23 protein-coding genes are annotated in these 25,186 nt (G+C 49.2%); 14 read left to right on the forward strand and 9 right to left on the reverse strand.

Annotation, left to right across the window (positions count from 1 at the left end; translation table 11 throughout):
• Positions 1-239 precede the first annotated feature (239 nt).
• Together RQP52_RS26030 and RQP52_RS26035 are read right to left on the reverse strand one after the other, a co-directional pair.
• Positions 240-3,113 (reverse strand): DEAD/DEAH box helicase, encoded by a 2,874-nt coding sequence (locus tag RQP52_RS26030; protein ID WP_379174305.1) that lies wholly within the window; start codon positions 3,111-3,113, stop codon positions 240-242.
• On the reverse strand, positions 3,101-4,693 hold the full coding sequence (locus tag RQP52_RS26035) for an SWIM zinc finger family protein (protein ID WP_315954542.1): 1,593 nt from the start codon (positions 4,691-4,693) through the stop codon (positions 3,101-3,103). The genes RQP52_RS26030 and RQP52_RS26035 overlap by 13 nt, the downstream gene beginning before the upstream one ends.
• A gap of 191 nt (positions 4,694-4,884) precedes the next feature.
• Between RQP52_RS26035 and RQP52_RS26040 the strand changes: the two genes are divergently transcribed.
• From RQP52_RS26040 to RQP52_RS26050, 3 genes are read left to right on the forward strand one after another with little or no spacing between them, the layout of a single operon-like run.
• A complete protein-coding gene (locus tag RQP52_RS26040) occupies positions 4,885-5,178 on the forward strand; it encodes a hypothetical protein (RefSeq protein WP_315954543.1) in 294 nt (97 codons plus the stop codon).
• Between the two features lie 35 nt (positions 5,179-5,213).
• Positions 5,214-7,022, forward strand: a complete 1,809-nt coding sequence (gene recQ, locus RQP52_RS26045) for a DNA helicase RecQ (RefSeq protein ID WP_315954544.1) — start codon at positions 5,214-5,216, stop codon at positions 7,020-7,022.
• 34 nt (positions 7,023-7,056) lie between these two features.
• A complete protein-coding gene (locus RQP52_RS26050; protein ID WP_315954545.1) occupies positions 7,057-7,365 on the forward strand; it encodes a 4a-hydroxytetrahydrobiopterin dehydratase in 309 nt (102 codons plus the stop codon).
• Here RQP52_RS26050 and RQP52_RS26055 read toward each other — a convergent pair.
• The gene (locus RQP52_RS26055; protein WP_315954546.1) at positions 7,362-7,865 is read right to left on the reverse strand and encodes a GNAT family N-acetyltransferase; all 504 of its coding nucleotides are present in this window, start codon (positions 7,863-7,865) and stop codon (positions 7,362-7,364) included. The genes RQP52_RS26050 and RQP52_RS26055 overlap by 4 nt on opposite strands.
• A gap of 129 nt (positions 7,866-7,994) precedes the next feature.
• Here RQP52_RS26055 and RQP52_RS26060 point away from each other — a divergent pair, with 129 nt between their 5' ends.
• The 4 genes from RQP52_RS26060 to RQP52_RS26075 all read left to right on the forward strand — a co-directional run bounded on the left by RQP52_RS26060 (position 7,995) and on the right by RQP52_RS26075 (position 12,453).
• On the forward strand, positions 7,995-8,582 hold the full coding sequence (locus RQP52_RS26060; protein ID WP_315954547.1) for a hypothetical protein: 588 nt from the start codon (positions 7,995-7,997) through the stop codon (positions 8,580-8,582).
• A gap of 68 nt (positions 8,583-8,650) precedes the next feature.
• Complete coding sequence (locus RQP52_RS26065) at positions 8,651-9,124, forward strand: GNAT family N-acetyltransferase (RefSeq protein WP_315954548.1); 474 nt, start codon at positions 8,651-8,653, stop codon at positions 9,122-9,124.
• 822 nt (positions 9,125-9,946) lie between these two features.
• Positions 9,947-11,449 carry a DHA2 family efflux MFS transporter permease subunit gene (locus RQP52_RS26070; RefSeq protein WP_315954549.1) on the forward strand — a complete coding sequence of 501 codons (1,503 nt, stop codon included), beginning with the start codon at positions 9,947-9,949 and terminating at the stop codon, positions 11,447-11,449.
• A 167-nt stretch (positions 11,450-11,616) separates the two neighbouring features.
• Positions 11,617-12,453, forward strand: coding sequence for a sulfurtransferase (locus tag RQP52_RS26075; RefSeq protein WP_315954550.1), 837 nt, complete (start codon positions 11,617-11,619; stop codon positions 12,451-12,453).
• Positions 12,454-12,564: 111 nt separating this feature from the next.
• On the opposite strand, the gene RQP52_RS26080 is transcribed toward RQP52_RS26075, so the two are convergent.
• Entirely contained in the window at positions 12,565-13,143 is a 579-nt protein-coding gene (locus RQP52_RS26080; protein ID WP_315954551.1) for a TetR/AcrR family transcriptional regulator, read from the reverse strand.
• Positions 13,144-13,402: 259 nt separating this feature from the next.
• Between RQP52_RS26080 and RQP52_RS26085 the strand changes: the two genes are divergently transcribed.
• From RQP52_RS26085 to RQP52_RS26095, 3 genes are all read left to right on the forward strand, one after another.
• Positions 13,403-14,197, forward strand: a complete 795-nt coding sequence (locus tag RQP52_RS26085) for a VOC family protein (RefSeq protein WP_315954552.1) — start codon at positions 13,403-13,405, stop codon at positions 14,195-14,197.
• A 136-nt stretch (positions 14,198-14,333) separates the two neighbouring features.
• The gene (locus RQP52_RS26090) at positions 14,334-14,888 is read left to right on the forward strand and encodes a hypothetical protein (RefSeq protein WP_315954553.1); all 555 of its coding nucleotides are present in this window, start codon (positions 14,334-14,336) and stop codon (positions 14,886-14,888) included.
• Positions 14,889-14,891: 3 nt separating this feature from the next.
• Positions 14,892-16,022, forward strand: coding sequence for a hypothetical protein (locus RQP52_RS26095; RefSeq protein WP_315954554.1), 1,131 nt, complete (start codon positions 14,892-14,894; stop codon positions 16,020-16,022).
• A gap of 64 nt (positions 16,023-16,086) precedes the next feature.
• On the opposite strand, the gene RQP52_RS26100 is transcribed toward RQP52_RS26095, so the two are convergent.
• The gene (locus RQP52_RS26100) at positions 16,087-16,842 is read right to left on the reverse strand and encodes an exodeoxyribonuclease III (protein ID WP_315954555.1); all 756 of its coding nucleotides are present in this window, start codon (positions 16,840-16,842) and stop codon (positions 16,087-16,089) included.
• Positions 16,843-17,058: 216 nt separating this feature from the next.
• Between RQP52_RS26100 and cysK the strand changes: the two genes are divergently transcribed.
• On the forward strand, positions 17,059-17,991 hold the full coding sequence (gene cysK / locus RQP52_RS26105; protein WP_315954556.1) for a cysteine synthase A: 933 nt from the start codon (positions 17,059-17,061) through the stop codon (positions 17,989-17,991).
• Between the two features lie 64 nt (positions 17,992-18,055).
• Here the strand turns inward: cysK and RQP52_RS26110 are convergent, their stop codons facing one another.
• The gene (locus tag RQP52_RS26110) at positions 18,056-19,909 is read right to left on the reverse strand and encodes a putative bifunctional diguanylate cyclase/phosphodiesterase (protein ID WP_315954557.1); all 1,854 of its coding nucleotides are present in this window, start codon (positions 19,907-19,909) and stop codon (positions 18,056-18,058) included.
• A gap of 300 nt (positions 19,910-20,209) precedes the next feature.
• Between RQP52_RS26110 and RQP52_RS26115 the strand changes: the two genes are divergently transcribed.
• Complete coding sequence (locus RQP52_RS26115) at positions 20,210-20,719, forward strand: HugZ family pyridoxamine 5'-phosphate oxidase (RefSeq protein ID WP_315954558.1); 510 nt, start codon at positions 20,210-20,212, stop codon at positions 20,717-20,719.
• Positions 20,720-20,747: 28 nt separating this feature from the next.
• Positions 20,748-21,209 carry a DinB family protein gene (locus tag RQP52_RS26120; protein WP_315954559.1) on the forward strand — a complete coding sequence of 154 codons (462 nt, stop codon included), beginning with the start codon at positions 20,748-20,750 and terminating at the stop codon, positions 21,207-21,209.
• Between the two features lie 59 nt (positions 21,210-21,268).
• On the opposite strand, the gene RQP52_RS26125 is transcribed toward RQP52_RS26120, so the two are convergent.
• The 3 genes from RQP52_RS26125 to RQP52_RS26135 form a co-directional block, all read right to left on the reverse strand.
• Positions 21,269-21,790 carry a hypothetical protein gene (locus RQP52_RS26125; RefSeq protein WP_315954560.1) on the reverse strand — a complete coding sequence of 174 codons (522 nt, stop codon included), beginning with the start codon at positions 21,788-21,790 and terminating at the stop codon, positions 21,269-21,271.
• Positions 21,787-22,257 (reverse strand): hypothetical protein, encoded by a 471-nt coding sequence (locus RQP52_RS26130; protein ID WP_315954561.1) that lies wholly within the window; start codon positions 22,255-22,257, stop codon positions 21,787-21,789. The genes RQP52_RS26125 and RQP52_RS26130 overlap by 4 nt, the downstream gene beginning before the upstream one ends.
• Positions 22,258-22,374: 117 nt before the next feature.
• A complete protein-coding gene (locus RQP52_RS26135) occupies positions 22,375-23,154 on the reverse strand; it encodes a lipase family protein (RefSeq protein WP_315954562.1) in 780 nt (259 codons plus the stop codon).
• Between the two features lie 136 nt (positions 23,155-23,290).
• Between RQP52_RS26135 and RQP52_RS26140 the strand changes: the two genes are divergently transcribed.
• Complete coding sequence (locus tag RQP52_RS26140) at positions 23,291-25,006, forward strand: ABC transporter ATP-binding protein (RefSeq protein WP_315954563.1); 1,716 nt, start codon at positions 23,291-23,293, stop codon at positions 25,004-25,006.
• Positions 25,007-25,186 lie beyond the last annotated feature (180 nt).

A 25,186-nucleotide genomic window follows, 5' to 3' on the forward strand; every position in this document is an offset into this window, starting at 1 on the left:
ACTACAAGGCGCTATTTTAGCTGCAATAGCCATCTGCTCAAACATTGGGGAACTACTTTCCACTATTTAGTCATTTTTGGTTAGCAATACGCCAATTTCACTGAAATAAGGCCCCGCAGTTCCCCTACAATTATGAAAACTCCAATTTAAGCCTGAATAGAGGCTTACAGTTCCCTTATATTGCGACAAACAATGCGCGCACTCTCTGGAGAATGAGGCACCGAGGCCAGCACAACCAACTAGGCCTCGACCCACTCGCGCCGCAGCGAGAACAAGTCGCGCAGCTCGTCTGTCGACAGTTCGGTGATCCAATTCTCGCCCGTGCCGACGATCTGCTGGCTGAGGCCGAGCTTACGCTCGATCATCTCGTCGATGCGCTCTTCGAGCGTGCCGAGCGTGACGAACTTGTGCACCTGCACATGGCGAGTCTGCCCGATGCGGAAGGCACGGTCCGTCGCTTGGTTCTCGACGGCGGGATTCCACCAGCGATCATAGTGGAATACATGATTCGCCGCCGTCAGATTGAGCCCGATGCCGCCGGCCTTCAGCGAAAGAATAAACACATTTCGCTGCTCCTCTGCCGGCCGCTCAGCATTGTCCTGGAAGTTCGCGATCATCTCATCGCGACCCGCTTTGGTTGTTCCGCCATGCAGGAACAACACGGTCTCGCCCAGCTCCTGCTGCAGCACATGCTGAAGCAGGTTGCCGGTCTCGACAAACTGCGTGAAAATCAAGCATTTGTCGCCTTCTTGGCGCAGCTCCTGCACCATCTCCAAGAGGCGCTCCAGCTTGTTCGAACGACCGCTCCACGGCGCGGTCAGGCCTTCCTTGAGCAGCAAGGCAGGGTGGTTGCACACCTGCTTGAGCTTCGTCAGAGCAGCGAGAATGAGTCCGCGCCGCTCCATGGCGGAGAGCGTATCCAACCGGTCGAACATGTCCTGGATGTAGTTTTCGTATAATGAGCCTTGCTCGGCGGTCAGTGAGATGAACGTTTTGGACTCGTTTTTTTCCGGCAGATCCAGCTGAATCGCCGGATCTTTCTTTTCGCGGCGCAGCAGGAAGGGACGGATCAATTTTTGAACCTTATTGATGATCTCAACATCGCGCGTTTTTTCGATCGCATTCACATATCGATGCGTAAACTCGCGCACCGTTCCCAGATAGCCGGGATTTGCGAAGTCGAAGATCGACCATAATTCCGTAAGCCGATTCTCAATCGGAGTACCCGTCAAGGCAATGCGATGGAAAGCGTTCAAACGGCGAATCGCCGAGGCTTGCTTGGTATAAGCATTTTTTATATTTTGCGCTTCGTCCAGACAGATGGAGTTCCAAGTGATTTCACCCAGCTCCGCTTCATCCAGATGGGACAGCGTATAAGAAGTTAACACTAAATCAACTTTGCCGACAGCTTCCGTGAAGGCGGCTCCTTTGAACCGTTGAGGCCCGTAATGCAGATGTACCTTCAATGAAGGGGCAAAGCGCTTCAGCTCCATCTGCCAGTTGCCGAGAACAGACGTTGGACAGATCAGCAGAGAAGGCGCCGCAGGCTGCTCAGTCTCTTTGACGGTGAGCAGGTAGGTGATCCACTGGATCGTTTTACCGAGACCCATATCATCGGCCAAACAGCCGCCAAGGCCGAAACGGCGCAAAAACAAGAGCCAAGAGATGCCGTCCACCTGATAGTGGCGCAGCGAGCCTTGGAAGCTTGGCGGCGGTTCCACGGTAGGAATTGCGGCTGTTTGGGTCAGCTGATCGACCATGTGGCGCAGCTGCTCGTTGAGCTCGACTTCCATCTCGATGTAGCGCATCGCATCGGGATCATCTTCCGCAGGCAGCAGCCCGGCGGCATCCCCTGCGAAGTGCAGCTCGAGCACGTCGCGGAAGGAGAGGCCCTGCTTCTTCTGCACCTGCTTCATGATCTGCTCGACCTGAGCCATGAACTTCGGGTCGAGTTGTATCCAATTGCCGCGAATCTGGATCAGCTTGCGTTTTTCTTCCAGGAGCAGGCGGAACTCTTCCTCCGTCAGCTCCAGATCACCCACAGCCAGCTTCCAGTCGAACTGCATCAGCTGGGTGAGCCCGAACATCGTCTCCCGTCCAGAACCGACGGAAGACTTGATCTTCGCGCGCAGCTTCGGCTTCATCTTGCGGATGCGATCCCACCAGGCCGGGAGGAACACACTGGTCCCGGCCTCCACAAGCCGAACGCTTCCCTCTGCGAGGAAGCGCCAAGCTTCTTCCTCCGTCAACGTCTGACGGAGGGTGCTTTCGCCCGCATCCAGCCAAGGCAGGATGCGCAGCCATTTGGCCGCGTCACGTTCGACGCGGCTCAGCTCCGGCTGCCACGCCTCCGGCAGTGGCAGTTCGCCCGCCACCGGCTCGCCGGTGGGCGTCACCGTGCGCAGCACGTCCGGCGCAAGCCGGTCCTGCAGCAGCACGCGAAGCTGCCAGCCTGCGCCATGCGCCAGGTCCGGCTCTGCGAGCTGCAGGCACGTGCGCATCGGCGACCGGTCTTGGCGCCAGCCAATGGCGACGAGCCAGTCTTCCTCGTCGAGCCAGAGGTCGGCGGCGAGTTCGCCTCGCCGCATGAGCGGGTACGCGGCCTCCAGCTTGCGCAGATTGTCTTTCATGATGCCGTCAGCGTCCACCCATTCGGGGATAAGCGCATGAATCCAGCGGGAAACGGCTGGCGATTCCAGAGACTGCAACTCTTCTGGAAGCTGCAGTTTCCAGCCCATCTCGCCGGCCTTCCATTTCTCATAATCCGGCATGAAGCTTCCGGTGGCTAATGCCTCGCGAACCGCAGGTGCCAAGCGGATGAAATCCGCGGAGTCCTGATGCCAGCTAAGCTGCAAATGCTGCACAGGCTGTGGATCGCTGAAATAATCGAGCGCCTCAAGTGGCTGCAGCTCAATGCCTTCGCGATTTTGCCATTCGCTTGGTTCCATGAAAGTGCCATAGAAAGAAGCGCGGTGCCAGGCAAAAAGCATATTTTTCAAATCAAGGGCGTCCCAAATGCCGCCGTTCTCGCGGGATCCCCATAGAAACAAGGAGCCGCTGGGGAGGGAGCTTACATGAACCGTCAGCGCGCTGGTTTCGATCATCGAATCCATTTTCCTTTCTTGAGCTCTTCTTGGAAGGCACGCAAGCGTGAGAATTTATCCGCTAAACGATACACATAGTGCTCCCAGCGATCGTTTTGGCCTAATTGTTTGTAAATGCTGTGCAGCTTCTTCAGCAGCCGGACAGCCGTTTTGTAGGAAGCTCTGTTTTTCTCCAAAACCGCACGTTCCGCCGCTTGATGATACAGAGGGAGGAGCAAAGCGGCATCGTGCTCTTCAATCGCTTTTAGCTCCAGCGTGTATAGATTCAATGGCGAAATACGGTTTGCCAGTTGCAAATCAACCCATTGCCGATACCTTTTCGTCTGCAGCAAATAGGCGGTGTAATAGTAATAGGAGCGAGGCAGCAGGGACTCCATGACCTGTACCCATTCGCTGTCGGATTCCAAGTGCTTGGTCGTGTCGAGCCAATATTGGCAAAAGGTCCGGAAATCATCATGATTGGCCTGTGCAATCGACTTGAACAACCAGCGGAGCCAGACCAACATATCGTTCCACTGCTGATCGTTGTAATAATAATTCAGGTACAGGAAGTAATCCTTGGCATGAGGATGAGCTAAAAGCTCCAGCAGCTTGAAGGCACTGTCTGTATCCCCCTGAATAATGTGAAAATGTGCTCTAGCCGCAATCAGTGCATCTTTCTTCTTGGCAGGCTGATCCTTCTTGGACAGCAGAGCGTCGAGGCGCTGAATCTCCTCTTTCTGCGCGGCTGTTTGAGCGGACAGCCTCCACCAGATGAAGCGATATACGAAAAGCCAGTCAATCGGGCTGTCTTTTCCTTGCAGCGCGAATTCACCGAGCATTTTGAGCGTGGCCAGCATATGTTTGGGTTCAGCCGCGAAGGAGGCGTTCAGATCCATCCCTTGAGTAAGCTGGGCAAGCTTATCCTCGCAGTTTTTTGCGGCGATTTTGCACCCATTTTCGTGATAATAAGACAAGTAAGAGCTTTTGGTCTCTTGATAAAATTGTTCGATCTTACGCATCATGAACAGCACGATATGAAGCATATAGATTTCGCGCATCGAGCTTTTCCAATCGGCGGCAAAACCAGGCAAAGACTCTAACGCAGAGTCATAAAACGTTTCAATGGAGTGCTGATGCGAAATCGAGAATCCATGAAATCTCCCCTCGAAAAAACGATGCCAATCAGCAGGCAAAGCCGCCTCTTCGGGTTTATTGGCCTTGGCGGCTTCTTTGCGTTCTTGTGCCACAGAGGCGCCTCGCAATGGTTTTTTGCGCGCGAATATTTGTTGCTTTAACTGTTGCAGCAGCAGTTCGGGCCGTCCATAGGGGGCATATAAGCTGAAGAACGTAGCACCGATATGCTGGCAAAAACCATCGAAGGAGCAGCTGCATGAGCTGTCCTGAAAATTCTCTAGGTTCACCGTCGTGTTGTGCAGTCTCTTGCCTGCAACCGTCGACTGAATGCTTGTGCCTTTCAGATCGACATCCGCCACGCGGCCTTTATGATAATACTCCCAGCCCTGCTCCAATACGGCAGCATCGAAATGCAGCGGGATTTGCTTGATTAGGTAGTTCATTCGATTTTTGGGAATCTGCAGTTTCAGCATGTGTGCTTTCCTACCCTCCGAGCGGTACATTCCTTCTTCCATAGTAACAGATTTTTTCCGAAATTGCCCATTTCCACAGTTTATGCCAAAGGGTATTTTTTTATCCGGGGGAAAAACGGTTAACCCTGCATTCAAACCTATAATATGATAAAGTGAAGCTAGAAGGTTAGCTACCGAAGGGAGACTATACAATGGGTATTAAATTCGGAAGAGAATATAAGGATATTGTCACTGATTTTGTACGCGGCATTGAGATGGTGAATGGTTTCTATGAGCTGCTGGAGATGAGCGCGGACGATTGGCAGGAGCTTGAGCCGGAAGAACAGGAAGAGTGTCTGCGTACGCTGGCTGACGATATTTTCTATGGATTGGGCAACAGCCCTGTGATGCATGTTGGAGCAGGCTCGGTTCGCCATGATCCGAGTAATCACGTGTTGAAGGTTCACGACGGGGAAAAGCTGGTTTCCGTCATTTATTTGGTCTGATTTTTGAGTGAGCTAAGGAAAGGTGTATAAAAGTTATGCTGGATGGGGCAAGGAAGGTTTTACAACAAGTTTACGGGTACCCGGAATTCCGTGAGGGGCAGAAAAATATCATTTCCAATCTGCTGGAGGGGAAGGATACGCTTGGCATTATGCCGACGGGCGGCGGTAAATCGATCTGCTATCAGGTTCCTGCGATGCTGATGGAGGGCGTGACCCTCGTCATCTCGCCGTTGATTTCCTTGATGAAGGACCAAGTGGATGCCCTAGGCGTGCTCGGAGTTCCGGCGACGTTCATTAATAGTACGCTGGAAGCCAGAGAAGTGGAACAGCGGATGCAAGGCGCGATGCAGGGCAAATACAAGCTGCTGTATATCGCACCCGAGCGGCTGGAGTCAGAGCGGTTTCGCGCGCGGATGTCGGCGCTGAATCTTCCCTTTGTGGCCATTGACGAGGCGCACTGCGTGTCCCAGTGGGGGCATGACTTCCGCCCCAGCTATGTCTCTATTGCTCCGTTTATTCGTGAGCTCCCGAATCGCCCGATCGTAGCGGCCTTTACCGCTACTGCGACGGCCGAAGTGACGGCAGATATTGCGAGGCTGCTCGACCTGTCGGATGCTGGCATCTTTGTGAACGGTTTCTCGCGGGATAATTTGGAGCTGACGATTCTTCGGGGAGAGAACAAGCGAGATTACATCCACAATTATGTGAAAGAGCACACACATCAGCCGGGCATTATTTATGCCGCTACCCGTAAAGATGTGGAGGAGCTGTACGAGTCATTGCGGAAAAAAGGCTACGCCGCAGGCAAGTACCACGCCGGTTTAACGGACGATGAGCGCTCCTACATGCAAGAAGCGTTTCTGTATGACGATATTCGGGTGATGATCGCCACGAATGCCTTCGGGATGGGCATCGATAAGTCGAACGTGCGTTATGTCATCCACTACAATATGCCGAAAAATATGGAGGCTTATTACCAAGAAGCCGGTCGCGCAGGACGTGACGGAGAGCCGAGCGAATGCATTCTGCTGTTCAGCGCGCAGGATATTATGACGCAGAAGTTCCTTATTGAGCAGAACCAGCTTTCGCCTGAACGCAAAGCCAACGAATACAAAAAGCTGCAGACGATGATCGATTACTGCTATTCGCCGAGATGTCTGCGGAATGTCATTTTGCATTATTTTGATGAAACCAATATCAAAGACACCTGCGGGAACTGCAGCTCGTGCAAAGACGATCGCGATACCGTGGATATTACCGTTGAAGCGCAGAAAATTTTTTCCTGCATCCGTCGCATGAATGAACGTTTCGGTATCTCGATGGTTGCTTCAGTACTGAAGGGCTCGAAAGCGAAGAAAATTGTCGAATATCGGTTCGATCGACTGCCGACGCATGGCATCATGCGGGATTTGCCGGAAAAAGAAATTTCCGATCTGATTAATGTGCTGATCTCGGAGGGGTTCTTGCAGCTGTCCGAAGGCCAGTACCCTGTGGTCCGATTAATGCAGCCCGCAGCGGAAGTGCTTCAAGGGAAGCTGCCTGTGTACCAAAAGGTGCGCAAACAGCCGGTCAAAGCGGCTGCTGTCGACAATACCTTGTTCGAGCAGCTGCGGTTGCTTCGCCGGGAAATTGCGGCACGCGAGAAAGTGCCGCCGTATATCATATTCTCCGACAGCACGCTGCGTGAGATGAGTGAAAGCTGCCCGACTTCGGAAGCCGCGATGCTGCGCATCAAGGGTGTCGGCGAGGTCAAATACCGCAACTACGGGAAGCCGTTCCTTGATTTGCTGCGCACGTATGCGGGTGAGAGCGAAGCCGAGGCGGTCGCTTATGATTTTGAGTAAAAGTAGCAAGTAGGACCGGAAGGGGCGGAAGTACGTGAAACTTGGGGACCGTGAGATTGATCAAAGGCTTGGGGCGCTCGCCGGCTGGACGACGGACGACCATAAATGGATCTTGCGGAAATACCGTTTCGCAGAGTTCATGCAGGGTATTTCTTTTGTAAATCATGTTGCCCGTATCGCTGAAGAGGATAACCACCATCCGTTGATCGCCATCGATTACAAAATGGTGACCTTGCGGCTTACGTCATGGCATGCGGGCGGTTTGACAGAGCTGGATTTTCAATCCGCTGCCAAGTTTGATCATGCATTTGAAGAGGTTGTTGAGGGTTCTGGCGACGCTTAATTGAATAAGCTCTCGTTGTACACCATACAGTGAAAATTCGATACGCCTGTGGGCGTCTGCTTTTCATATGTGTCCGTGATGGTAAAACCAGCACGCTCATAGGTGCGGATTGCGCGCTCATTCCAGACAAGCACTTCAAGGTCGACCTCCTGCCCGGGGGCGTGCTTCAGCGCTTCACGGGTCAGGAGCTGCACGAATTGGACGCCAATTCCGCTGCCTTTTCCGCAGAGATCCGGACGGAGTCCCAGACCTAAGCGCGTGACGCCAACAATCGGGAAGAATTGAACGAAACCGGATAGCCCGCCATTGGCATCGACGACGGCTCGGTACTGTTCAGCCCGAATGTGCGGGTCGGCGAACTCGGTTTGCTCCCGTAGCATGGTTTCCCAAGAGGGCCAATTGTACAGCTCGAAGGGAGACGGATATTTCCACGTGCATAACTCCTCGCATTGCGCGTTAGTTAACGGTACAACTCGCCAGGGTAAGCTTGCTTTTACCACTTTTATTATCACCTTTTCTTTTATCGGTTGGAGGATCGCATGGGTTGGCTTTGGCTTTTACATATTCCATTTACTACATGTATTCTGTTTTCTATGCTCATGCTGGGATTACATACATTTCGAATTTCTGTGAATAAGAAATGGCCACTTGTGCTCATCTTCACCTTGGTTATCTCCTGTTTGGTCGAACTATTTACGTTCCTGGTGGACACGAAGTCTTGGAGTCCCATGCTTGCTATCGTGCTAGAAGCCATGTGTGTTCACTATGTATTACGATTGCGCAAGCTGCATGCACTCATGATCGTATTGATTGGAGCAGTTGGCTATACAATTTATTTATTCATTGTTCTAATCGGGGTGGCGCTAGTAACGGATGTTCCCGTTTACGATTATTTTGACAACCTGGATTCCTGGTATCGTCCTCTGAAAATCTATGCCGCACTGCTTGCGTGCCTTACGGCATTGCTCTTGAACAAGAACCGATTAGGCTTCACTATGCGGCTGGAACGAAATGAGGCCAAACATGCTAATCAAGCGTGGCGTCCCCGGAATCATGTGTTTTTTTCCGCTCTTTTGACGGCTTTTATTTTATTCTCCTCCGCTTATTATGGCGTATCCAGGCATGTGGCGTCCATTTTCTATTGGGCTGCGGGGTTTTGCCTAGTGTTTGCCTGGATGATTTACCTGCTGTATCGCAAGGAGATGGAGGAGCAGTGAAAGACGAATTTTGGAGATTTTGGATACAATAACAATAACGATTTTATTTGGATGAGGAGGTCATTTCCATGGCCCAAGTTACAGTTCGTGAAGCTGTTATACAAGATATTTCCCAGTTAAAAACGTTAATGATCGCCTATATCGTGGACTTCTACCAATATCGCCAGCCAGAGGATGAGAAGTTGAACGGATTGATTCACCGACTTTTGGAGCAAAAAGACGGCATCCAATTTGTAGCGGAATCGGAAGATGGGAAATTGGTCGGTTTTGCGACCTTATATTTTACCTTCAGTACATTACGTGCTTCCAAGGTAGCGGTCCTGAACGATCTCTACGTTATTGAAGCGGAACGCGGTCAAGGTGCGGCTGCCAAGCTTTTCGCTGCCTGCAAAGGGTATGCGGCCAGACATGGCTACGCGAATCTATCATGGACCACGGCTATGGATAACCTGCGTGCACAAGCTTTTTACGATAAAATGGGCGGAGATCGCAGCGATTGGCTCACTTATTCTGTGAATCCTACGATTGGTATCGGGGATTAATTGCTGCGATTGACTGTTGCCTGGTCGGCAGCACGGTAGTACGGTAGGGGAGCAACAGTTCGCTATTTGCGCGATAGTTGCCCCTTTGATGGATGAAGGGGAACTATGAGCCTCTATTTCGCCGGATTTGGTGGAAATGTGGAGTTCCTGGGGCAAATAGAGCCCTGTAGTTCCGCTGAGGAAATGGAATATGCGAGAATTGCAGATTTAGAGGGCCATAGTTCCTCTAAATCTATGGGGGCAGCAAATTCTGAGGTGGCGGGGAGTTCGGTCACCGCTTCTACACCACGAGATTGCCCAGATCTATTACTCGTAACAGGTAATCGTTGCTTCTCAGTCATCTGGACCTCTCGGATCGTCACTCGTCGTAGGTAATCGTTGCTTCTCAGTCATCTGGACCTCGCGGACTGTCTATCATCACAGGCAATCGTTACCTCAGATTGACCTTTCCAGCCCCCATCTCTCGTTACGAGGGAATGGGGTTTTTTTGGCATCGTCTGGTTGACGAGGCTGAATTTAAAATTTTCATATTGTTTGCTAAAAAACAAATAATAAAGAGGTTCTAGATGAGGTCATATATAAAAATTGACATATCATCTGGTTTGGATCATACTAATAATTCGTATACGAAATAATATCAGGAAGTACATTCGGACGATCAGCTGCGCCCTATACAAATCTTCCGTACCTACCAAGAAGTCCATCAAACTTGTTATCAAGTCATGACGAAATCAGATTTATTCACGCGTGAACCAACCGAGTCTGATCGCTGGAGATAATGCTATGGCTATCGGATAATAAACATAGGTGAGGATGATCTCGATGACTAGCATGATGAATGCAACATTGCGTAAGGGACCAATCATGGCCTCGTTGCTTATTGCCGCATTCGTGGCGTTATTAAGTCAAACGGTCTTAAATGTAGCTCTGCCCAAAATGATGATTGACTTGAATGTGAATGAAAGCACCATTCAGTGGCTATCGAACGGGTATATGCTCATGAATGGCGTTCTCGTTCCTATCAGCGCCTATCTTATTAACCGTTTCACAACCCGCAAGTTATTCCTAGTAGCTTCGTCTATGTTTGCTCTTGGGACAGTTATTTGCGCATTATCCGGGAATTTCAGCTGGTTGTTGATAGGCCGACTTGTCCAAGCCGTTGGTGCAGGGGTACTTATGCCGCTTATGTCGGTTGTCGTTCTGACCATTTTCCCAGTCGCCGAGCGCGGTAAAGCAATGGGTATGATGGGGATCGCGATGATTTTTGCTCCAGCGATTGGACCGACGATGTCCGGATGGGTCGTGGAACATTACCATTGGCATGTTTTGTTTTACATCGTGTTGCCACTGGCGATCTTCGCTGTTATTTTCGGAGCTTTCTCGATGAGGGATGTTATAAAAACATCAAACCCGAACCTAGATGTATGGGGAGTTGTTTTTTCCACGCTTGGCTTCGGCGGTATTCTCTATGGATTTAGTGCTGCGGGCTCTGATGGGTGGGGAAGCGCGGATGTTGTCGTTTGTCTCGTCGTAGGCGGTATCTCTTTACTGCTCTTTGTCCTACGATCGATTATGGGGAAGACACCGCTGCTCGAATTCCGAGTATTCAAATATCCGATGTTCTCTCTAACAACGCTTATTAACGCAATTATCACGATGGCCATGTTCTCGGGTATGATCCTGCTTCCTATTTTCCTGCAAAATATCCGGGGCTTTACACCATTGGAATCCGGTTTGCTTTTGCTGCCGGGAGCCATCCTGATGGGAATTATGTCTCCGATTACAGGCATGATTTTCGATAAAATAGGCGCTCGGTGGCTAGCGGTCATAGGCTTAATTATCACGACCATCACGACTTACGAATTCAGCAGGCTTACCGCAGATTCAACTTACAATCATTTAATGCTGGTATACACCTTGCGGATGTTTGGGATGTCCATGCTGATGATGCCGATTCAGACAGCCGGTATGAATCAACTGCCGCGAAGCTTGAATGCGCACGGATCTGCGATGTCGCAGACGCTTCGTAACGTTTCCGGAGCGCTTGGAACGGCGCTTCTTGTCACCTTCATGACGAACAAAGCTGCTTCTCATGCCAAAGAGCTCATCATCTCGGGCAGAATCGATCCAAGCGACAAAGCCAAAATGGCGGAAGTCACACAGGCATCAACGATCTACGGAATCAATCACTCTTTTGTTATCGCTACATGGCTGAGTATTGCTGCGCTAGTGCTTGCCTTCTTCATTCGTAAAGTAAAACCGCATGAGGATACAAGGGAAGTGACGACAACTGCACAAGTCGCCGCTTTGTTGGAGGAAGACTGAGGAAACTATTATGGTTGTATGAAATACAACATAGAAGACTGTCAGGATTACCACTTCGGCGGTCTTTTTCGTATGTCCCAAAGATAACTTCCGCGCGCAACATTTTTACGATAAAATAAGTGGAGGTAACTGGAATTAATTGCAGGTAGGGAAAGGTGGCATAATCTGTGGAAAATATCGTAAGTCAATCATGGCTGCTCGGGCAGCTGGGCGATGCCAATATCGTCATTGCGGATTGCCGTTTTGCGTTAGGACAACCTGAATCTGGCAGAAAACATTATGAACAAGATCATATAACGGGAGCTGTATACGTAGATTTGGAAAAGGATCTGTCCGGTGCCATTATGGCGCACGGAGGCAGGCATCCGCTCCCTGACCTCGGTGCATTCTCCATCCTCGTGGGCAGCCTCGGAATCGACAGTACCAAAACCGTCGTCGCTTACGACGATCAAGGCGGAGCCATGGCTTCGCGCCTATGGTGGATGCTGAAATTCCTCGGGCACTCCGAGGTGTACGTGCTCGACCAAGGGTACACCGCATGGAAAACAGCGGGCTACCCGGTCACAGATGAAGTGACCGCCGCGTACACGCGTACCTTCTCGCCGAAAGTGCAGCGCACCATGCTGGCTTCCATGGATGAGGTCAAGGACAAGCTCGGCCGCCCGGGTGTCGTGCTCGTGGACTCGCGTGAGGAGCGCCGCTACCTCGGTTTGGAAGAGCCGATTGACCCAGTGGCCGGTCACATTCCCGGCGCACGGAACTACTTCTGGAAAGGCGTGCTCGGCGCTGATGGCGCTTGGCTGCCTGCGGCAAAGCAGGAGCAGCATTTTGCCGGCTTGCGCGATGCCGATGAAATCATCGTCTATTGCGGCTCCGGCGTGACGGCTTGCCCGAACGTGCTGGGCCTGAGCGAAGCGGGCTTTGACAATGTGAAGCTCTATAGCGGAAGCTGGAGCGACTGGATCAGTTGGGAAGATAACCCGATTGCGACGGGTGAGGAATAAGAGTTAGCCTAGCAGACTCAGCGAACAATTAAATAAGCCTGATTCCCATTAATGGGAGTCAGGCTTATTTCGCTTTGCCATGCCATCGCATGTTACTGTCATCTCGATGTCTCATACTGCCGCAACGCGATGGCTGTTGATTAGCGTCTTAGCAGCTACCGAGAACAACTCAGGCTTGAAATCATCCTTGTTTATATAAGCTACCATGGCGGCACCGCTCCATAACATCCGAATCTGGTCAGAGAGGTCACGGGGGTTGGGGAGGCCAGCCTCCTCGGCCAATAAGGTTACCTCGTCCCAAATGTCGCTTCTGCTCTCAAGTGCTTTGGCATGGTTGGGGTGCGCCGGTTCAGGGAACTCCACAATTGTATTCATGAAGGAACAACCCCGATACGCAGGACGCTTCATACGTTCAGCTAAATAGTCCATCAAAAAAAGGAGCTGCTCGAGACTGGACTCCGGATGCTCCTTCCGTGCATGCTCGATATTCGCTAGAAACTGGAGACGACGCAGCTCTAAGTACGCAGCTACTAATTCATCTTTGGTCGCAAAGCTTCGATAGAAGCTGGCTTTGGCTACATCGGATTCTTGAATGATCCGATCAATGCCGACCGCGCGTACACCCTCACGATAAAACAACTCATCGGCAACTCGTAAAATGCGCTCCTTGGCTGTTTCTTTCTTTTCCATCTGAAATTCACCTACCCAAAGTTATTTTTCTATATGTTAAAAAAAAGAGACAGATCTGTCTATATTATTTTAGGTAAGAACAAGGTTGCTGTCAATTTATTATCTCCTTACCAATTCGGGCACTATTCGTCCATTTCGAACGGCGATGCCGCTGCCTCCTCTATCTGAGCAAGTAAATAATGGACGAAACTGCCCTCTACCGAGGCTGTTTTTTTGCATATGTTGTTTCATACACATCAGCAAGGGAGGAGCAGCGACCGTGATCACGCATTTCGCTAGAGTAGAGTTGAACACCGTATCCATTCAGGGCGTGAAACAATTTTATGGCAACCAGCTCCAATTTCCCGTCAGTTTCGAAGCTGTGGATGAAATACACGTTCAACCTGCAGACCATTGTACGTTGGTTTTTAAAGAGGACAACCAGCCGTTAAGTCCTGCTCATGTGGCGTTTGAGGTTCCTTTCACTGCGTTTGATGACATAGTGGACCTCCTTCAAAAGGCCGGGGTAACGCTTCTGCAGTGGTCTGACGGCAGATCTGTCGACGAATTCGAAACAGGCAGAAATGTTTATTTTCGGGACGGTGATGGTAATTTGTTAGAAGTTGTTGCGCATACCTATGTGCAAGAAGGAGTCCTTCCTCCTAGCGGTTATCTAAAGATCCTGTATCTGAGAGAAATCGGCTTTCCGGTTGATGACGTTTTTGCATTCAGAGAGCTGCTTGTGGAACTTTTTGATTTTAAGTTGGATAACGTGGAGGACAATTTTACTTTTGCTATCGGGGGAACCGCACATGTCGTTGTTGTTTCGAAAAAGAGAAAATGGCTTCCTATTGCCATGACGGCCCTGAAGTCTGCTATGAACGTTACGTTCGGGGCGCCTAGTGTCCAAGTGTTAAACAAAATTAGTAATAATTTAGACGATAAACACATCCCGTACACCCTGGAAAAAGATAGACTTCATTTTCAATTAGGAGAATATAACCTTCATATACAAGTCACGGCTTTTCCTGAAAACATCCCGGCGCTTTTGCAATTACCTAACGCTAGTAAGTAAAGCTAGATCCTCATCTAACTTCAGTGCATAATTCTATCTGCTGCCCACAAATTTTGTAAAATCTTGACCTATTTTGTCGCCCTCATATGCTAGAATAAGAGAAACAGATGGAAATTATATGCAGAGGGGTTTGTTGATGAGGAACAAGAGTGGGATTTTCATGGTGGGTTGTCTTGGTTTTATCGGCTTACTAGTGTTAATTGCAATCATCACAGCAGCTGTTGTATGGGGGCAACGAGGGACGGCGATTGCGCTGGATGAACAAATCAAGTCGCAGCACGTTGCAAATAAGTCAAACTACGATAACATGTGGAAAAGGTTTAAGGAAATGGCCCAAGTCACCGATATGCAGGCTGATGATATCAAGAAGGTATATACCGACCTCATTGCAGGCCGTTATACGGATACGCAGGTGCTTTTCAAAGTGGTACAGGAGCAGAACCCGCATATGAGTAAGGATTTGTATACGAAGCTTCAAAATGAAATATCATCGGCGCGTACCGAATTTGATCGGAACCAGAAGAAAATTGCCGATCAAGTCCGCGAGTACAACACGCATATTCGGAAACATGTGCTGATGAATGCGATTTTCCATTTCCAAACGATGGACGCGGAGAAATTTATTATTACTTCGGACCGTACGAGCGATGCGTATCAAACAGGCAAAGATAACGAAGTGAAGCTGAGGTAGCAGATGGCGTATTGGACAGCGTTATTCCTCGTTCTGATTGTTGGTTTTGCCATTGAACTTATAACGGGCCGCAAATGGTGGCGATATCTGCTGACATCGGTACTTGCCGTCATCTTATTCGCGGGAGTAGTAGCCAGTGATTTTTTTCTGAGGACGGTCGATACGGAGGTCTGGTCCGGGGCTGTCACGGACTGGGAGCACAAAGAAGAGTGGGACGAGTGGATCGCAGGCAGCGAAGAGTGCTCTACGGACAGCCGAGGTCACAAGAGCTGTACCAAAGAGCCAGGCCACTACGAGCACCACGAGGCGGTAAACAAACTTAAAACATCGGATAACGGATGGTTTGAGGTGAGAAGGTCTATGGACGGAAGGACGAGGTTTACGGACAGGTCACCTAATTCGGCAGCCGAGTTGGCCAAATATTTTCCTCCTGGGACACCTTCTGCCTCCGTGCATCTGTATGTAAATAAGGTGAGAGGTTCCTACAGTCTTTTTAAACATAGCGACATTGATCTGAAAGATTATCCTGATCTGCCTGAATATCCGAGCTTCGTCTCGGAGGTGCTTCATGTGGATAGAATCGTGGGCAATGTGCCAAATAGGCAAAATGCCTTGGCGGCGTTGGCGGCATGGAATACCGAGTTGAACAAGGCGGTGCCTGACCCGGATCGTCCTGGGGAGACGAAGTCGTGGAAGCAGGTCAATCTCATTTTTGTCAATATGGGAACGGATCTGCCGGAAGCGTATGGCTATGCCCTTCAGGATAAATGGAAGAACGGCAACAAGAACGATTTCATCGTCAGCTTTAGTCCAGCTTCGGATGGCTCTATGAAATGGGTGCATGCCTTCTCGTGGAGTGAAGTCGATATGCTCAAGCTGGAAGTTCAGGACTATATGACAGAGCAGGGGTATGGCAAGGACTTTGTGCCGATTGTGGATCATGTGGCTCAGATGGTGGCGGACCAATTCGTGCGCAAGCAGTTTGCCGACTTTAACTACTTGCAAATTGAAGTGAGCGAGACGTCGACCTATATTATTTGGGGACTAGAGATGTTTGTGCTTCTATTTTATGTGTATAGATGCATCATAACCTTCGTTCGTCGACGACGTAACCTGACCTATGATTATTCCTAGATAAAAAAGCGTTCTCCCACCGCATGGTGAGAGAGCGCTTTTTGGTTTTTCACTTTGTGGGGGGTTAAAAGGTTACTTCCAAACGAACAGGGCAATGATCGCTGCCCAGAATTGCGCAGTCGATGTTGGCGGCGACGATGTTGGTGCTCAACCTCGCTGAAGCGATAAAATAGTCGATGCGCCATCCAACATTCCGCGCGCGCACGCCGGGCATATTGGACCACCAACTATAGACGTCGGTGCGGTCCGGATAGAGATGCCGGAAAGTGTCGATGAAGCCGGTCTCCAGCAGCTCGGTCATTTTCCCGCGCTCCTCTAGGGTGAAGCCGGAGTTGTTGTGGTTGCCTTTGGCATTCTTGAGGTCGATCTCCTGATGAGCGACGTTCAGATCGCCGCAGGCAATAACCGGCTTCTTCGCGTCCAGCTGACTGAGATAGCTGCGGAAGCGATCTTCCCACTCCAGGCGGTAGTCCAGCCTGGAAAGATCGCGTTTGGCGTTCGGGGTATACACCGTCACCAGATAAAAATCCTCAAACTCGAGCGTGATGATCCGACCCTCGGGTTCTTCATCCTCTTCCATGCCGTAGCGTACGGAAAGCGGCTCGAGCTTGGTGAACACCGCTGTGCCGGAGTAGCCTTTTTTGACGGCGTAGTTCCAGTACTGCTTGTAGTCCTCGCCAAGTTCGAGGGCGATCTGCCCCTCCTGCAGCTTCGTCTCCTGAACACAGATGATATCGGCGTCCGTTTCCTTGACGTAATCCACGAAGCCTTTATTCACGCATGCGCGCAGCCCATTCACATTCCACGATACCAATTTCATTCGTCAATTTCTCCTAACGTTCGCGATGATTTCTCATCACAGTGTAACATAAGATCACTATTGCTACATTAAGTGAGCGGTAATCCGCATTTATAAGAAAATATCCTACTCCATTATCAACATTACTGATTTCATTTTTCGCCATTTCCGCGCTATACTTTTCTTATCCAAGTAAGTTCATGGGTTTAATAAATATAGAAGGCGAGGTCATACGAAATGGCGACCATATACAATAATTTGACAGAGCTAATCGGCAACACGCCGCTGCTAGAGCTCTGGAATTACAATAAACGGCAGGCCCTTGAAGCCAAAATCATGGCGAAGTTGGAGTATTTTAATCCGGCCGGAAGTGTCAAAGATCGTATCGGTTTCGCCATGATCAAAGAAGCCGAGAAATCCGGCCATATCAAACCGGATACCGTTATTATAGAGCCAACCAGCGGGAATACAGGGATAGGCCTTGCGTTTGCCGCAGCGGCATTAGGATACCGCTTAATCATTACGATTCCAGAATCGTTCAGTATGGAACGCACGAAATTACTGAAAGCGCTGGGTGCGGAAGTGGTGCTTACGCCTGCTTCAGAAGGAATGATGGGAGCGATGAAGAAAGCAGAGGAGCTCGCAGCGAAGCTGCCAAATGCTTTCATTCCGCAGCAATTCAGCAATCCAGCTAATCCTGAGGTACACAGAAAGACGACGGCAGAGGAGATTTGGCGAGATACAGACGGAAATGTTGATATTTTTATTGCCGGTGTAGGTTCGGGTGGGACGATTACGGGCGTGGGTGACGTTTTGAAAAAAAGGAACCCGTCCGTGCAAGTCATCGCCGTAGAACCGGCCAATTCGCCGGTCCTGCTGGGCGGCCAGCGTGGCGCGCACCAGATTCAGGGCATCGGCGCCGGCTTCGTGCCGGATAATTACGACGGTTCCCTTGTCGATGAAGTCTTCAGCGTATCCGACGAGGATGCTTTCGCCACGGCTCGCGCGTTGGCAAAGACCGAGGGTCTGCTGGTCGGCATCTCCTCGGGAGCGGCTGCTTTTGCAGCGACGGAAATCGCCAAAAGGCCTGGAAATAAAGGAAAGACCATCGTGGTCATCCTTCCAGATACCGGAGAGCGGTATTTATCTACGGCACTTTTTGACGAATAAGGGAGACGTTACTTCCTATAAAAAGCAAGAAGACCGCTCCCATTCCGGGAGTGGTCTTCTGTCGTTAAGCTTGAACGAGTGCATGAAAAGCTTGATGCTCGGGCAGCGGTTTGCTGAAATAGTAACCCTGTACAAAATCACAGCCGACCGCCTGCAGGATGAGCAGCTGCTCCTGCTTCTCTACGCCCTCGGCGACTACCTCTTTATCAATTCGCTGAACGAGTGAGATGATCGACTCCATAATTACCCGATCTACGGTTGAATCGTCAATATGATCAATGAAAGATTTATCAATTTTGATAATGTCAGCAGGCAATTGCTTAATATAACTAAGGGAAGAGAAGCCCTTGCCGAAGTCGTCGAGCGCGATGCGCACCCCTTTATCCCTAAGGAGGTTGAGGTGGTTGGTCGATGTTTCTATGGATTGAATGAGCAGAGTCTCTGTGAGTTCAAGCACAAGGTGGCGGGGATCGAGTCCGGTCTCCTCCAATATGGCTAGAACCTGATCCGCAAAATCATACTGCATCAACTGAAGCGCAGAAATATTGACGGATATGGTAAAAGACATCTGCGAGGCAATTTGCCACTTTCTAGCCGTATGACAAGCTGTTTGCAGCACCCAGTAACCGATCGGCACAATAAGCCCGGTCTCTTCGGCTAACTGTATCCATTCACTAGGGGGAATGTACACCCCATCGGGCTGCTGCCAACGCAGTAAAGCCTCATATCCTTTGACCTCTCCGCTGGGCACATGAATTTGCTTCTGGAAATGCAGCGTAAACTGATTCTGTGCCAATGCGCCCTGCAGCGCATCTTCCAGCTTCCGCTTGTAGAGCTGATCTAATCGCATCGTTTCATCAAAAATACGGAATTGATGCTTCCCGCCGGCCTTCGCCTTACGCATAGCGACATCGGCACATTTAAGCAACTGCTCAGCCGTTTGCCCATGATCCGGATACAAGGCGACACCCATACTTACTTTGAGCGGAAAGGAAACGCCGGCAACTTGAAAAGGAGATTGGCAAGCTTTCCAAATAGCATGAACTGTGCTTATGAAATCCGTATCATTGCCGCCTACATCCATAATGAGGTTAAACTCATCTCCCCCTGATCTCGAAACATGCATGCCGGGAGTGAACATATGTACCATTTTACGGGCAAAAAAGCGCAAGTATTGATCGCCTGTGGCATACCCCACAGAATCATTAATCATTTGGAAGTTATCAATATTCACCCAAATAACACAAACTCGGCCATTAACAGCACTGGCTTGCTGGATCGCCTGTTCTAAAAATTCATATGCGGAGAAACGGTTTGGAAGCAGCGTTAATCGATCGGTGGAAGCCATATGCTTGATCTGCTCGGCTTTATCCAGCGTATCTTTCTGAAGCGTGAAGAAGCGTTCCATGAGCTTTCTGTTAGTGCTGGAAACCAGGAGCAAGCTGATGATAATGAGCAGTGACCAGGTAAGAATGCCTGTAAGAATTTGAGACGACAGCACGAAGTTCTTGGCTTCTACAAAAAAGAAGAAGTAAGCGTCCGCTGCCAAGACAAGGGAAATGGCGACAAACATCACTTTTCTGCGCATAAAAACGGCGGCGACAACAACGATGTAAATACTGCTAAAAGTATTCGTTACAGCAGGCACAAACATCATTAGAAGCATTGTGTTGAGAAACTGTCCCCCAATAGGGATATAGCCGATCCAACCGGAATCCTTGTGATAGGAATAAAAGATGATATAGGTGGTAAGGGTCAAGACATTGGCGGCAGCCATGCACAAATAATGGGGAGTAGTTAACCCAAGCCTCATGTAGGCAAAAGTGATGACAAGGATGATGATCGTGAAATTTAGCAGCAACAATCGCAAGGCAATCGTATTTCTTTGACGGCGATTCTCGCTTATTAAAAGATCCATTTGTATAAAGGCCCCTATCAAAATTTGTCTTCTGTAGGTTTATGTCGAATAAGTAATGTTCCTGTTGAAAATTGTAAATTAAAACAAGATTTTTGTAAACCTTTGCCAGAAATCTGGACGAATAACGTCGATAAATAATAAATTGACCAAAAGTTCATTTCTCTATTGATAATGGTTTTCATTATCAATATAATGATAATGAAAACCATTATCAATTATTAGATGGGGACATGAAGCGAGATTACATCAATGAAAGTAAGCTTTATCGTACACAACTAAAGAAAAGCGGAGGAACTCCCTATGAAACAATTGGACAAAGAAAACATGAAACTACAGTACTTAAAATTTACGAACAGCCTGAAATCCCTGATGTTGAGCACAGTAGATGAGCAGGGAAAGCCTTTCATTTCGTATGCCCCTTTTGTTAAAAAAGATGGCAAGTTGTATATCTACCTCAGCCGGATTGCCAACCATTACCGCTATATGGAGTCCAATCCCTCTGTGGATGTCATGCTGATTGAGGATGAAACTTCCACGGAGAATATGTTCGCCAGACAACGGGCGCGCTTTGTATGCCAAGCCGCAAACATCGGCAATGAGGGGCATGAAGACATTTTTGAACTCTTCGGAGAAGCATTCGGCAAGCCGACGATTAATATGCTGAAGACGCTAGACTTCTCGCTGTTTGAACTGATAACTTTGCAGGGCCGCTATGTGGCAGGCTTTGGTCAAGCATTTGATATCAACTTAACGGCGGAACAGTTTGATCATGTAGCAAGAGATGGCCACCAGCAAACAAAGTCCTCATAATTTATTCGAATAAGGGAGTGTAATCACTATGAGTTTTGCAACCGTATTACCGATTTGGAACGCGATTCAAGACCGTTTCCATGCTTCAATGAGAAAATTGCCGGAGGCCGATCTGACCCTTGAACTGGGTTCTGCTTCGATCGGATATATGCTTCGTCATAATGCAGAAGTTGAATATATGTTCGCTAATTGGTTTTTTGGTAAAAGCTTACCAGAGGGACTTAAGTTGCAAACGAGCGGAGGTCCATCCGCTAGTAAAGCCGTCTTTACGAACAAAGAGGAGTTGATCGACCTCCTGGCCGCGTCCAATGCTTACTTAATTGAAGCGATGCGTGAATTGCCGGAGGAAAAATGGCATATTCCCGTTGAAACGGCAATTGGGACATCGACGCCTTTGGAAGCGGTGGGGCGCTTGATGTATCACACAGGTATCCATGCCGGTCAGATTTCATTGATTCAGAAACATTTTGCAGTGAAGGAAAATGCATAAAATTTAAGAAAGATCCCCATCCAGCTCGATGTTGAGTGGAAGGGGACCTTTTGTTTTTTTTACGTATTTTTATTTTCGTTTACACTGCTTTTGTTCACGAGCAGTGTCTGAAACAGCAGGTAATGAATCGACTGCAGAAACAAGTAAATAGGGAAGGAGAACATGAGCCGGTACCCATTTTTGTAATGAAAGACGCCAACCAACAAGCTCAGCCATTCAATGCCTACACTTAGGAGAGACCAGATTACTATGTAAGGAATGATGTAATAACCTTTCAGACCTAGCCATTTATATAGATAGATGAAGAGGTAGCCGAATGGAGCGTACATGGCATAGGAAAAGATATCGAACAAGTGATAGTTGGAATCATCCCCGACATCGTAGAGATCGAAGGGAGGCAGTCCAATTGTATGGTCAAAAATAAGACCAAAGACAATCCCGATCAGCAAGGTGAACAAGGTTTGTACAGGGGTGAATTTTTTTGGTAATATCACAATGGTTAGCAGTCCGAATACGATCATGGCGATAACAAACCACTCATTCGCATTGAAGTGGCTGTCGTAATAGACCTCATCATTCATGCTTCTTTCTCCTTCTGCGTGAAGTGCAGCAGCCAGCGACCTAGACCATACGTCACAGACATCATGATCAGCAGCGTTATACTGTCATAATAGGCGTTCCATGTCAGATTGGTTATGGCACCTGTCCACTTGAGGATGAAGCAGCACATAAGGAGAAAGAGGAAGGTATAGAGGGAAATAATCACTTTCGTGAGAAATCTAGAAGCTGTGAGATACACATTGGCAAAAGTAAGTAACGTAAAGCAATAGATGAAATCTCGATATAGGATCACGGAAAGGAATTCAGGGATTTGAGTGCTAAAGTGGTACAAGTTTAGACTTACACTGAATAATGTCATGCGATTAATGTCGATGATGGACAAAACCATGTAGAGCAGCACATTCGTAATGAGAGGCAATTTTTTGGGCAGTGTGACTAGTACATGTACGCAATACCAGGCTAAAACCAGGAAATAAACCAGGACCAAGGCTGAGCTCCCCTTTTGGATGAAAATAAGGATCAACCTTTATCCTTGCCGTTATTGAGCTGTTTAAACCTTGCGGGTACGTCACGGGTTCAAGGGTCGCGGGTCACGGATCAGGGATTACGGACAAAATCCCGGTGTTCGATTTTGCAATTGTTCCGCATAGCGGGGATCCAGCTTTGCCAATTCGGCAAAGTAGCCGCTAATTGCGTGGTTCGCGGACATGGAGCCGGCTTGGTAGGTGAGCTCGACGCCTTTTTTGACATGCAGATAGTGGTAGACTTGGTCGGTTCGGGGAGATCTATAGATGAAAGGCGGAAGCTCCGGGACGATGTCATTGGTATTATATATGCGATAACGAGGCCCGGTCCTGCGGTTGAAGAGGCTGGAAAATGCCGGATTTCCAACACGCGGTGAACCATAGGTATAGACAGAGGGCTCCTTAAATCTCGTGTTAGCCGTAAGATCGAGTGCGCACAAATTGGCGAGACATCCTCCAAGACTGTGTCCAGTGAGGTAAAGGGTTTTGCGAGGGGAAAGTTTGGACATGACGGCTATAATCTGCTTGCGTGCGCTATTATAGATGTCGAGAAAGCCTTTGTGGACAAGGCCTCCGTCTTTGGCATAGGGGTATGCCGTTTGTCTGGCTATCGCATCGGAAATCCAGTCTGACGTCGAACTCGTGCCTCTAAAAACAATCACAATCTGCGTATCAGACTCTGCAATAAAGCCGAATAACTCTTTATTGCTAAAAACCGAGGTGGCCGTAAAGGAAGAAACCATCCGATAATTGCGTGGTAAAATGACGCTTTCCGGACCATTCGCAAACTGCACGTAGCTCTGACTGCACATAGCGGCAAGGAAGATCGCGGTTCGTGTGTCCAATGTGTTGATTAGCATTGTCCGTTCCTCCACACACAGAATGCTGTTCAACTATATATATGAGAATTGTGGACAGCTGTCATCCGGTAACCGCCTATTTTTTTCCTCATTCATTTTCTATGATGTATAATAATCGATGGAGGTGTGAACTAACGTGTTGAAACGTTTCTTCTCGTACTATAGACCGTATAAGCACTTATTTATTTTGGATTTTACCTGTGCGGTTGTGGCTGGGCTTCTGGAGCTTGGTTTTCCGCTAGCTGTTAATCAAGTGGTCGATAAATTGCTGCCTGCCGGGAATTGGGCTTGGATTCTTTGGGCTTGTGCAGGGCTGCTTGCCGTCTACGGACTGAATACCGTGCTGAATTTTATCGTTACGTATTGGGGTCATAAATTGGGGATTAATATTGAGACGGATATGCGGAAAAAAATGTTCGACCATCTGCAGAAGCTTTCCTTCCGGTTCTATGACAATAACAAAACAGGTCAACTAATGTCGCGTATGGCGAATGACTTGCTGGAGATTGGCGAAGTAGCGCATCATGGCCCTGAGGATCTGTTTATTGCGGTAATGACGCTAATTGGCGCGCTGCTACTGATGCTGAGCATTAATGTGAAGTTAGCTTTGCTAACCTTTGTGATTGTACCTGTGCTGCTCTGGATCGCCGTGTATTTTAATCAAAAAATGACAAAAACGTTCCGCCGGATGATGGGCGATCTCGCCGACATTAATGCCAGAGTCGAAGATAACATTGGCGGCATTCGTGTAGTTCAGGCTTTTGCGAATGAGTCTCACGAGAAAAAACTGTTTGAGGATAACAATGGGCGGTTCCGGATCACTAAGCTGCTTTCATATAAAATCATGGCATGGAATGTCTCCTTAAGTTATATTCTCATGCGTTTGGTGACGGTGTTCGTGTTGATTTGCGGAACTTGGTTCGTGATTGATAAGCAAATTTCTTATGGGGAATTTATTGCTTTCGTTCTGTTGACCAATGTGTTTCTGGGCCCGATTCAGAAGATTAATAACGTCATTGAGAGTTATCCCAAGGGTATTGCCGGGTTTAAGCGGTATTGCGAAGTGATGGATACAGAGGCCGAAGTGTCTGATCGTCCTGACGCCGTGAAAGTCGACCATCTCGTCGGCCAAATAACATTTGATTCAGTCTCCTTCGGATACGGGCAGGAAGACCGGGTTTTAAATGATATCTCCTTAACCATTCGGGCAGGAGAAACCGTTGCGTTCGTAGGTCCTTCCGGTGCAGGCAAAACAACGATCTGCAGCTTGCTGCCGAGATTCTACGATGTAAATGAAGGCAGCATTTCCATTGACGGCATGGATATACGAAGTATCCAGCTGGAATCGCTGCGCCGGCAAATCGGCATCGTGCAGCAGGACGTGTTCTTGTTCTCCGGCACGCTGCGGGAGAACATTGCTTACGGCAAGCTGGGCGCGACGGATGCCGAGATCTGGGAAGCTGCACGGCGTGCGCAGCTGGAGGGTTACATCCAGTCCCAGCCGAAGGGACTGGACACGGTCGTTGGCGAGCGCGGCGTCAAGCTCTCGGGCGGACAGAAGCAGCGCCTTGCGATCGCGCGGATGTTCTTGAAGAATCCGCCGATTCTCATCCTCGACGAGGCGACATCAGCGCTTGACACCGAGACCGAGGCGGCGATTCAGCAGTCGCTCGCCGAGCTGTCGCAGGGTCGGACCACGCTTGTGATCGCCCACCGGTTGGCGACGATCAAGAATGCCGACCGCATCGTCGTCGTGACGGAGCAAGGCATTACGGAGCAAGGCGGTCACGAGGAGCTTATCGCAGTGGGCGGTGTTTACAGCCGTCTGCACCAAGCGCAGTTTAGCTCGTGAAAAAAACCTGGCAGCGATCTTAGTGATCGCGTGCCAGGTTTTTTGTTTTGTCTCGATTTGGTGGACAGTCGGGCAGGACTGGACTGGATCTGTACCGAGCGTAGGGGGAACCCTGGTCCTTTATTCTGCCGGGAATCTACACTTTTGCAGAAGGAGGGGAACTACCGTCCTCTATTTTAC

Origin of the sequence: Paenibacillus violae, from assembly GCF_032461945.1 — a bacterium.
GTDB lineage: Bacteria > Bacillota > Bacilli > Paenibacillales > NBRC-103111 > Paenibacillus_E > Paenibacillus_E violae.

What these genes read in the sequence shown, in the direction of transcription:
- RQP52_RS26095 (WP_315954554.1), top strand. Translation starts at nt 14,892, where the DNA reads ATGGCGTATTGGACAGCGTTATTCCTCGTTCTGATTGTTGGTTTTGCC.
- RQP52_RS26035 (WP_315954542.1), bottom strand. Translation starts at nt 4,693, where the DNA reads ATGCTGAAACTGCAGATTCCCAAAAATCGAATGAACTACCTAATCAAG.
- RQP52_RS26080 (WP_315954551.1), bottom strand. Translation starts at nt 13,143, where the DNA reads ATGGAAAAGAAAGAAACAGCCAAGGAGCGCATTTTACGAGTTGCCGAT.
- cysK (WP_315954556.1), top strand. Translation starts at nt 17,059, where the DNA reads ATGGCGACCATATACAATAATTTGACAGAGCTAATCGGCAACACGCCG.
- RQP52_RS26110 (WP_315954557.1), bottom strand. Translation starts at nt 19,909, where the DNA reads ATGGATCTTTTAATAAGCGAGAATCGCCGTCAAAGAAATACGATTGCC.
- RQP52_RS26040 (WP_315954543.1), top strand. Translation starts at nt 4,885, where the DNA reads ATGGGTATTAAATTCGGAAGAGAATATAAGGATATTGTCACTGATTTT.
- recQ (WP_315954544.1), top strand. Translation starts at nt 5,214, where the DNA reads ATGCTGGATGGGGCAAGGAAGGTTTTACAACAAGTTTACGGGTACCCG.
- RQP52_RS26030 (WP_379174305.1), bottom strand. Translation starts at nt 3,113, where the DNA reads ATGGATTCGATGATCGAAACCAGCGCGCTGACGGTTCATGTAAGCTCC.
- RQP52_RS26125 (WP_315954560.1), bottom strand. Translation starts at nt 21,790, where the DNA reads ATGAATGATGAGGTCTATTACGACAGCCACTTCAATGCGAATGAGTGG.
- RQP52_RS26115 (WP_315954558.1), top strand. Translation starts at nt 20,210, where the DNA reads ATGAAACAATTGGACAAAGAAAACATGAAACTACAGTACTTAAAATTT.
- RQP52_RS26090 (WP_315954553.1), top strand. Translation starts at nt 14,334, where the DNA reads ATGAGGAACAAGAGTGGGATTTTCATGGTGGGTTGTCTTGGTTTTATC.
- RQP52_RS26070 (WP_315954549.1), top strand. Translation starts at nt 9,947, where the DNA reads ATGACTAGCATGATGAATGCAACATTGCGTAAGGGACCAATCATGGCC.
- RQP52_RS26100 (WP_315954555.1), bottom strand. Translation starts at nt 16,842, where the DNA reads ATGAAATTGGTATCGTGGAATGTGAATGGGCTGCGCGCATGCGTGAAT.
- RQP52_RS26135 (WP_315954562.1), bottom strand. Translation starts at nt 23,154, where the DNA reads ATGCTAATCAACACATTGGACACACGAACCGCGATCTTCCTTGCCGCT.
- RQP52_RS26065 (WP_315954548.1), top strand. Translation starts at nt 8,651, where the DNA reads ATGGCCCAAGTTACAGTTCGTGAAGCTGTTATACAAGATATTTCCCAG.
- RQP52_RS26120 (WP_315954559.1), top strand. Translation starts at nt 20,748, where the DNA reads ATGAGTTTTGCAACCGTATTACCGATTTGGAACGCGATTCAAGACCGT.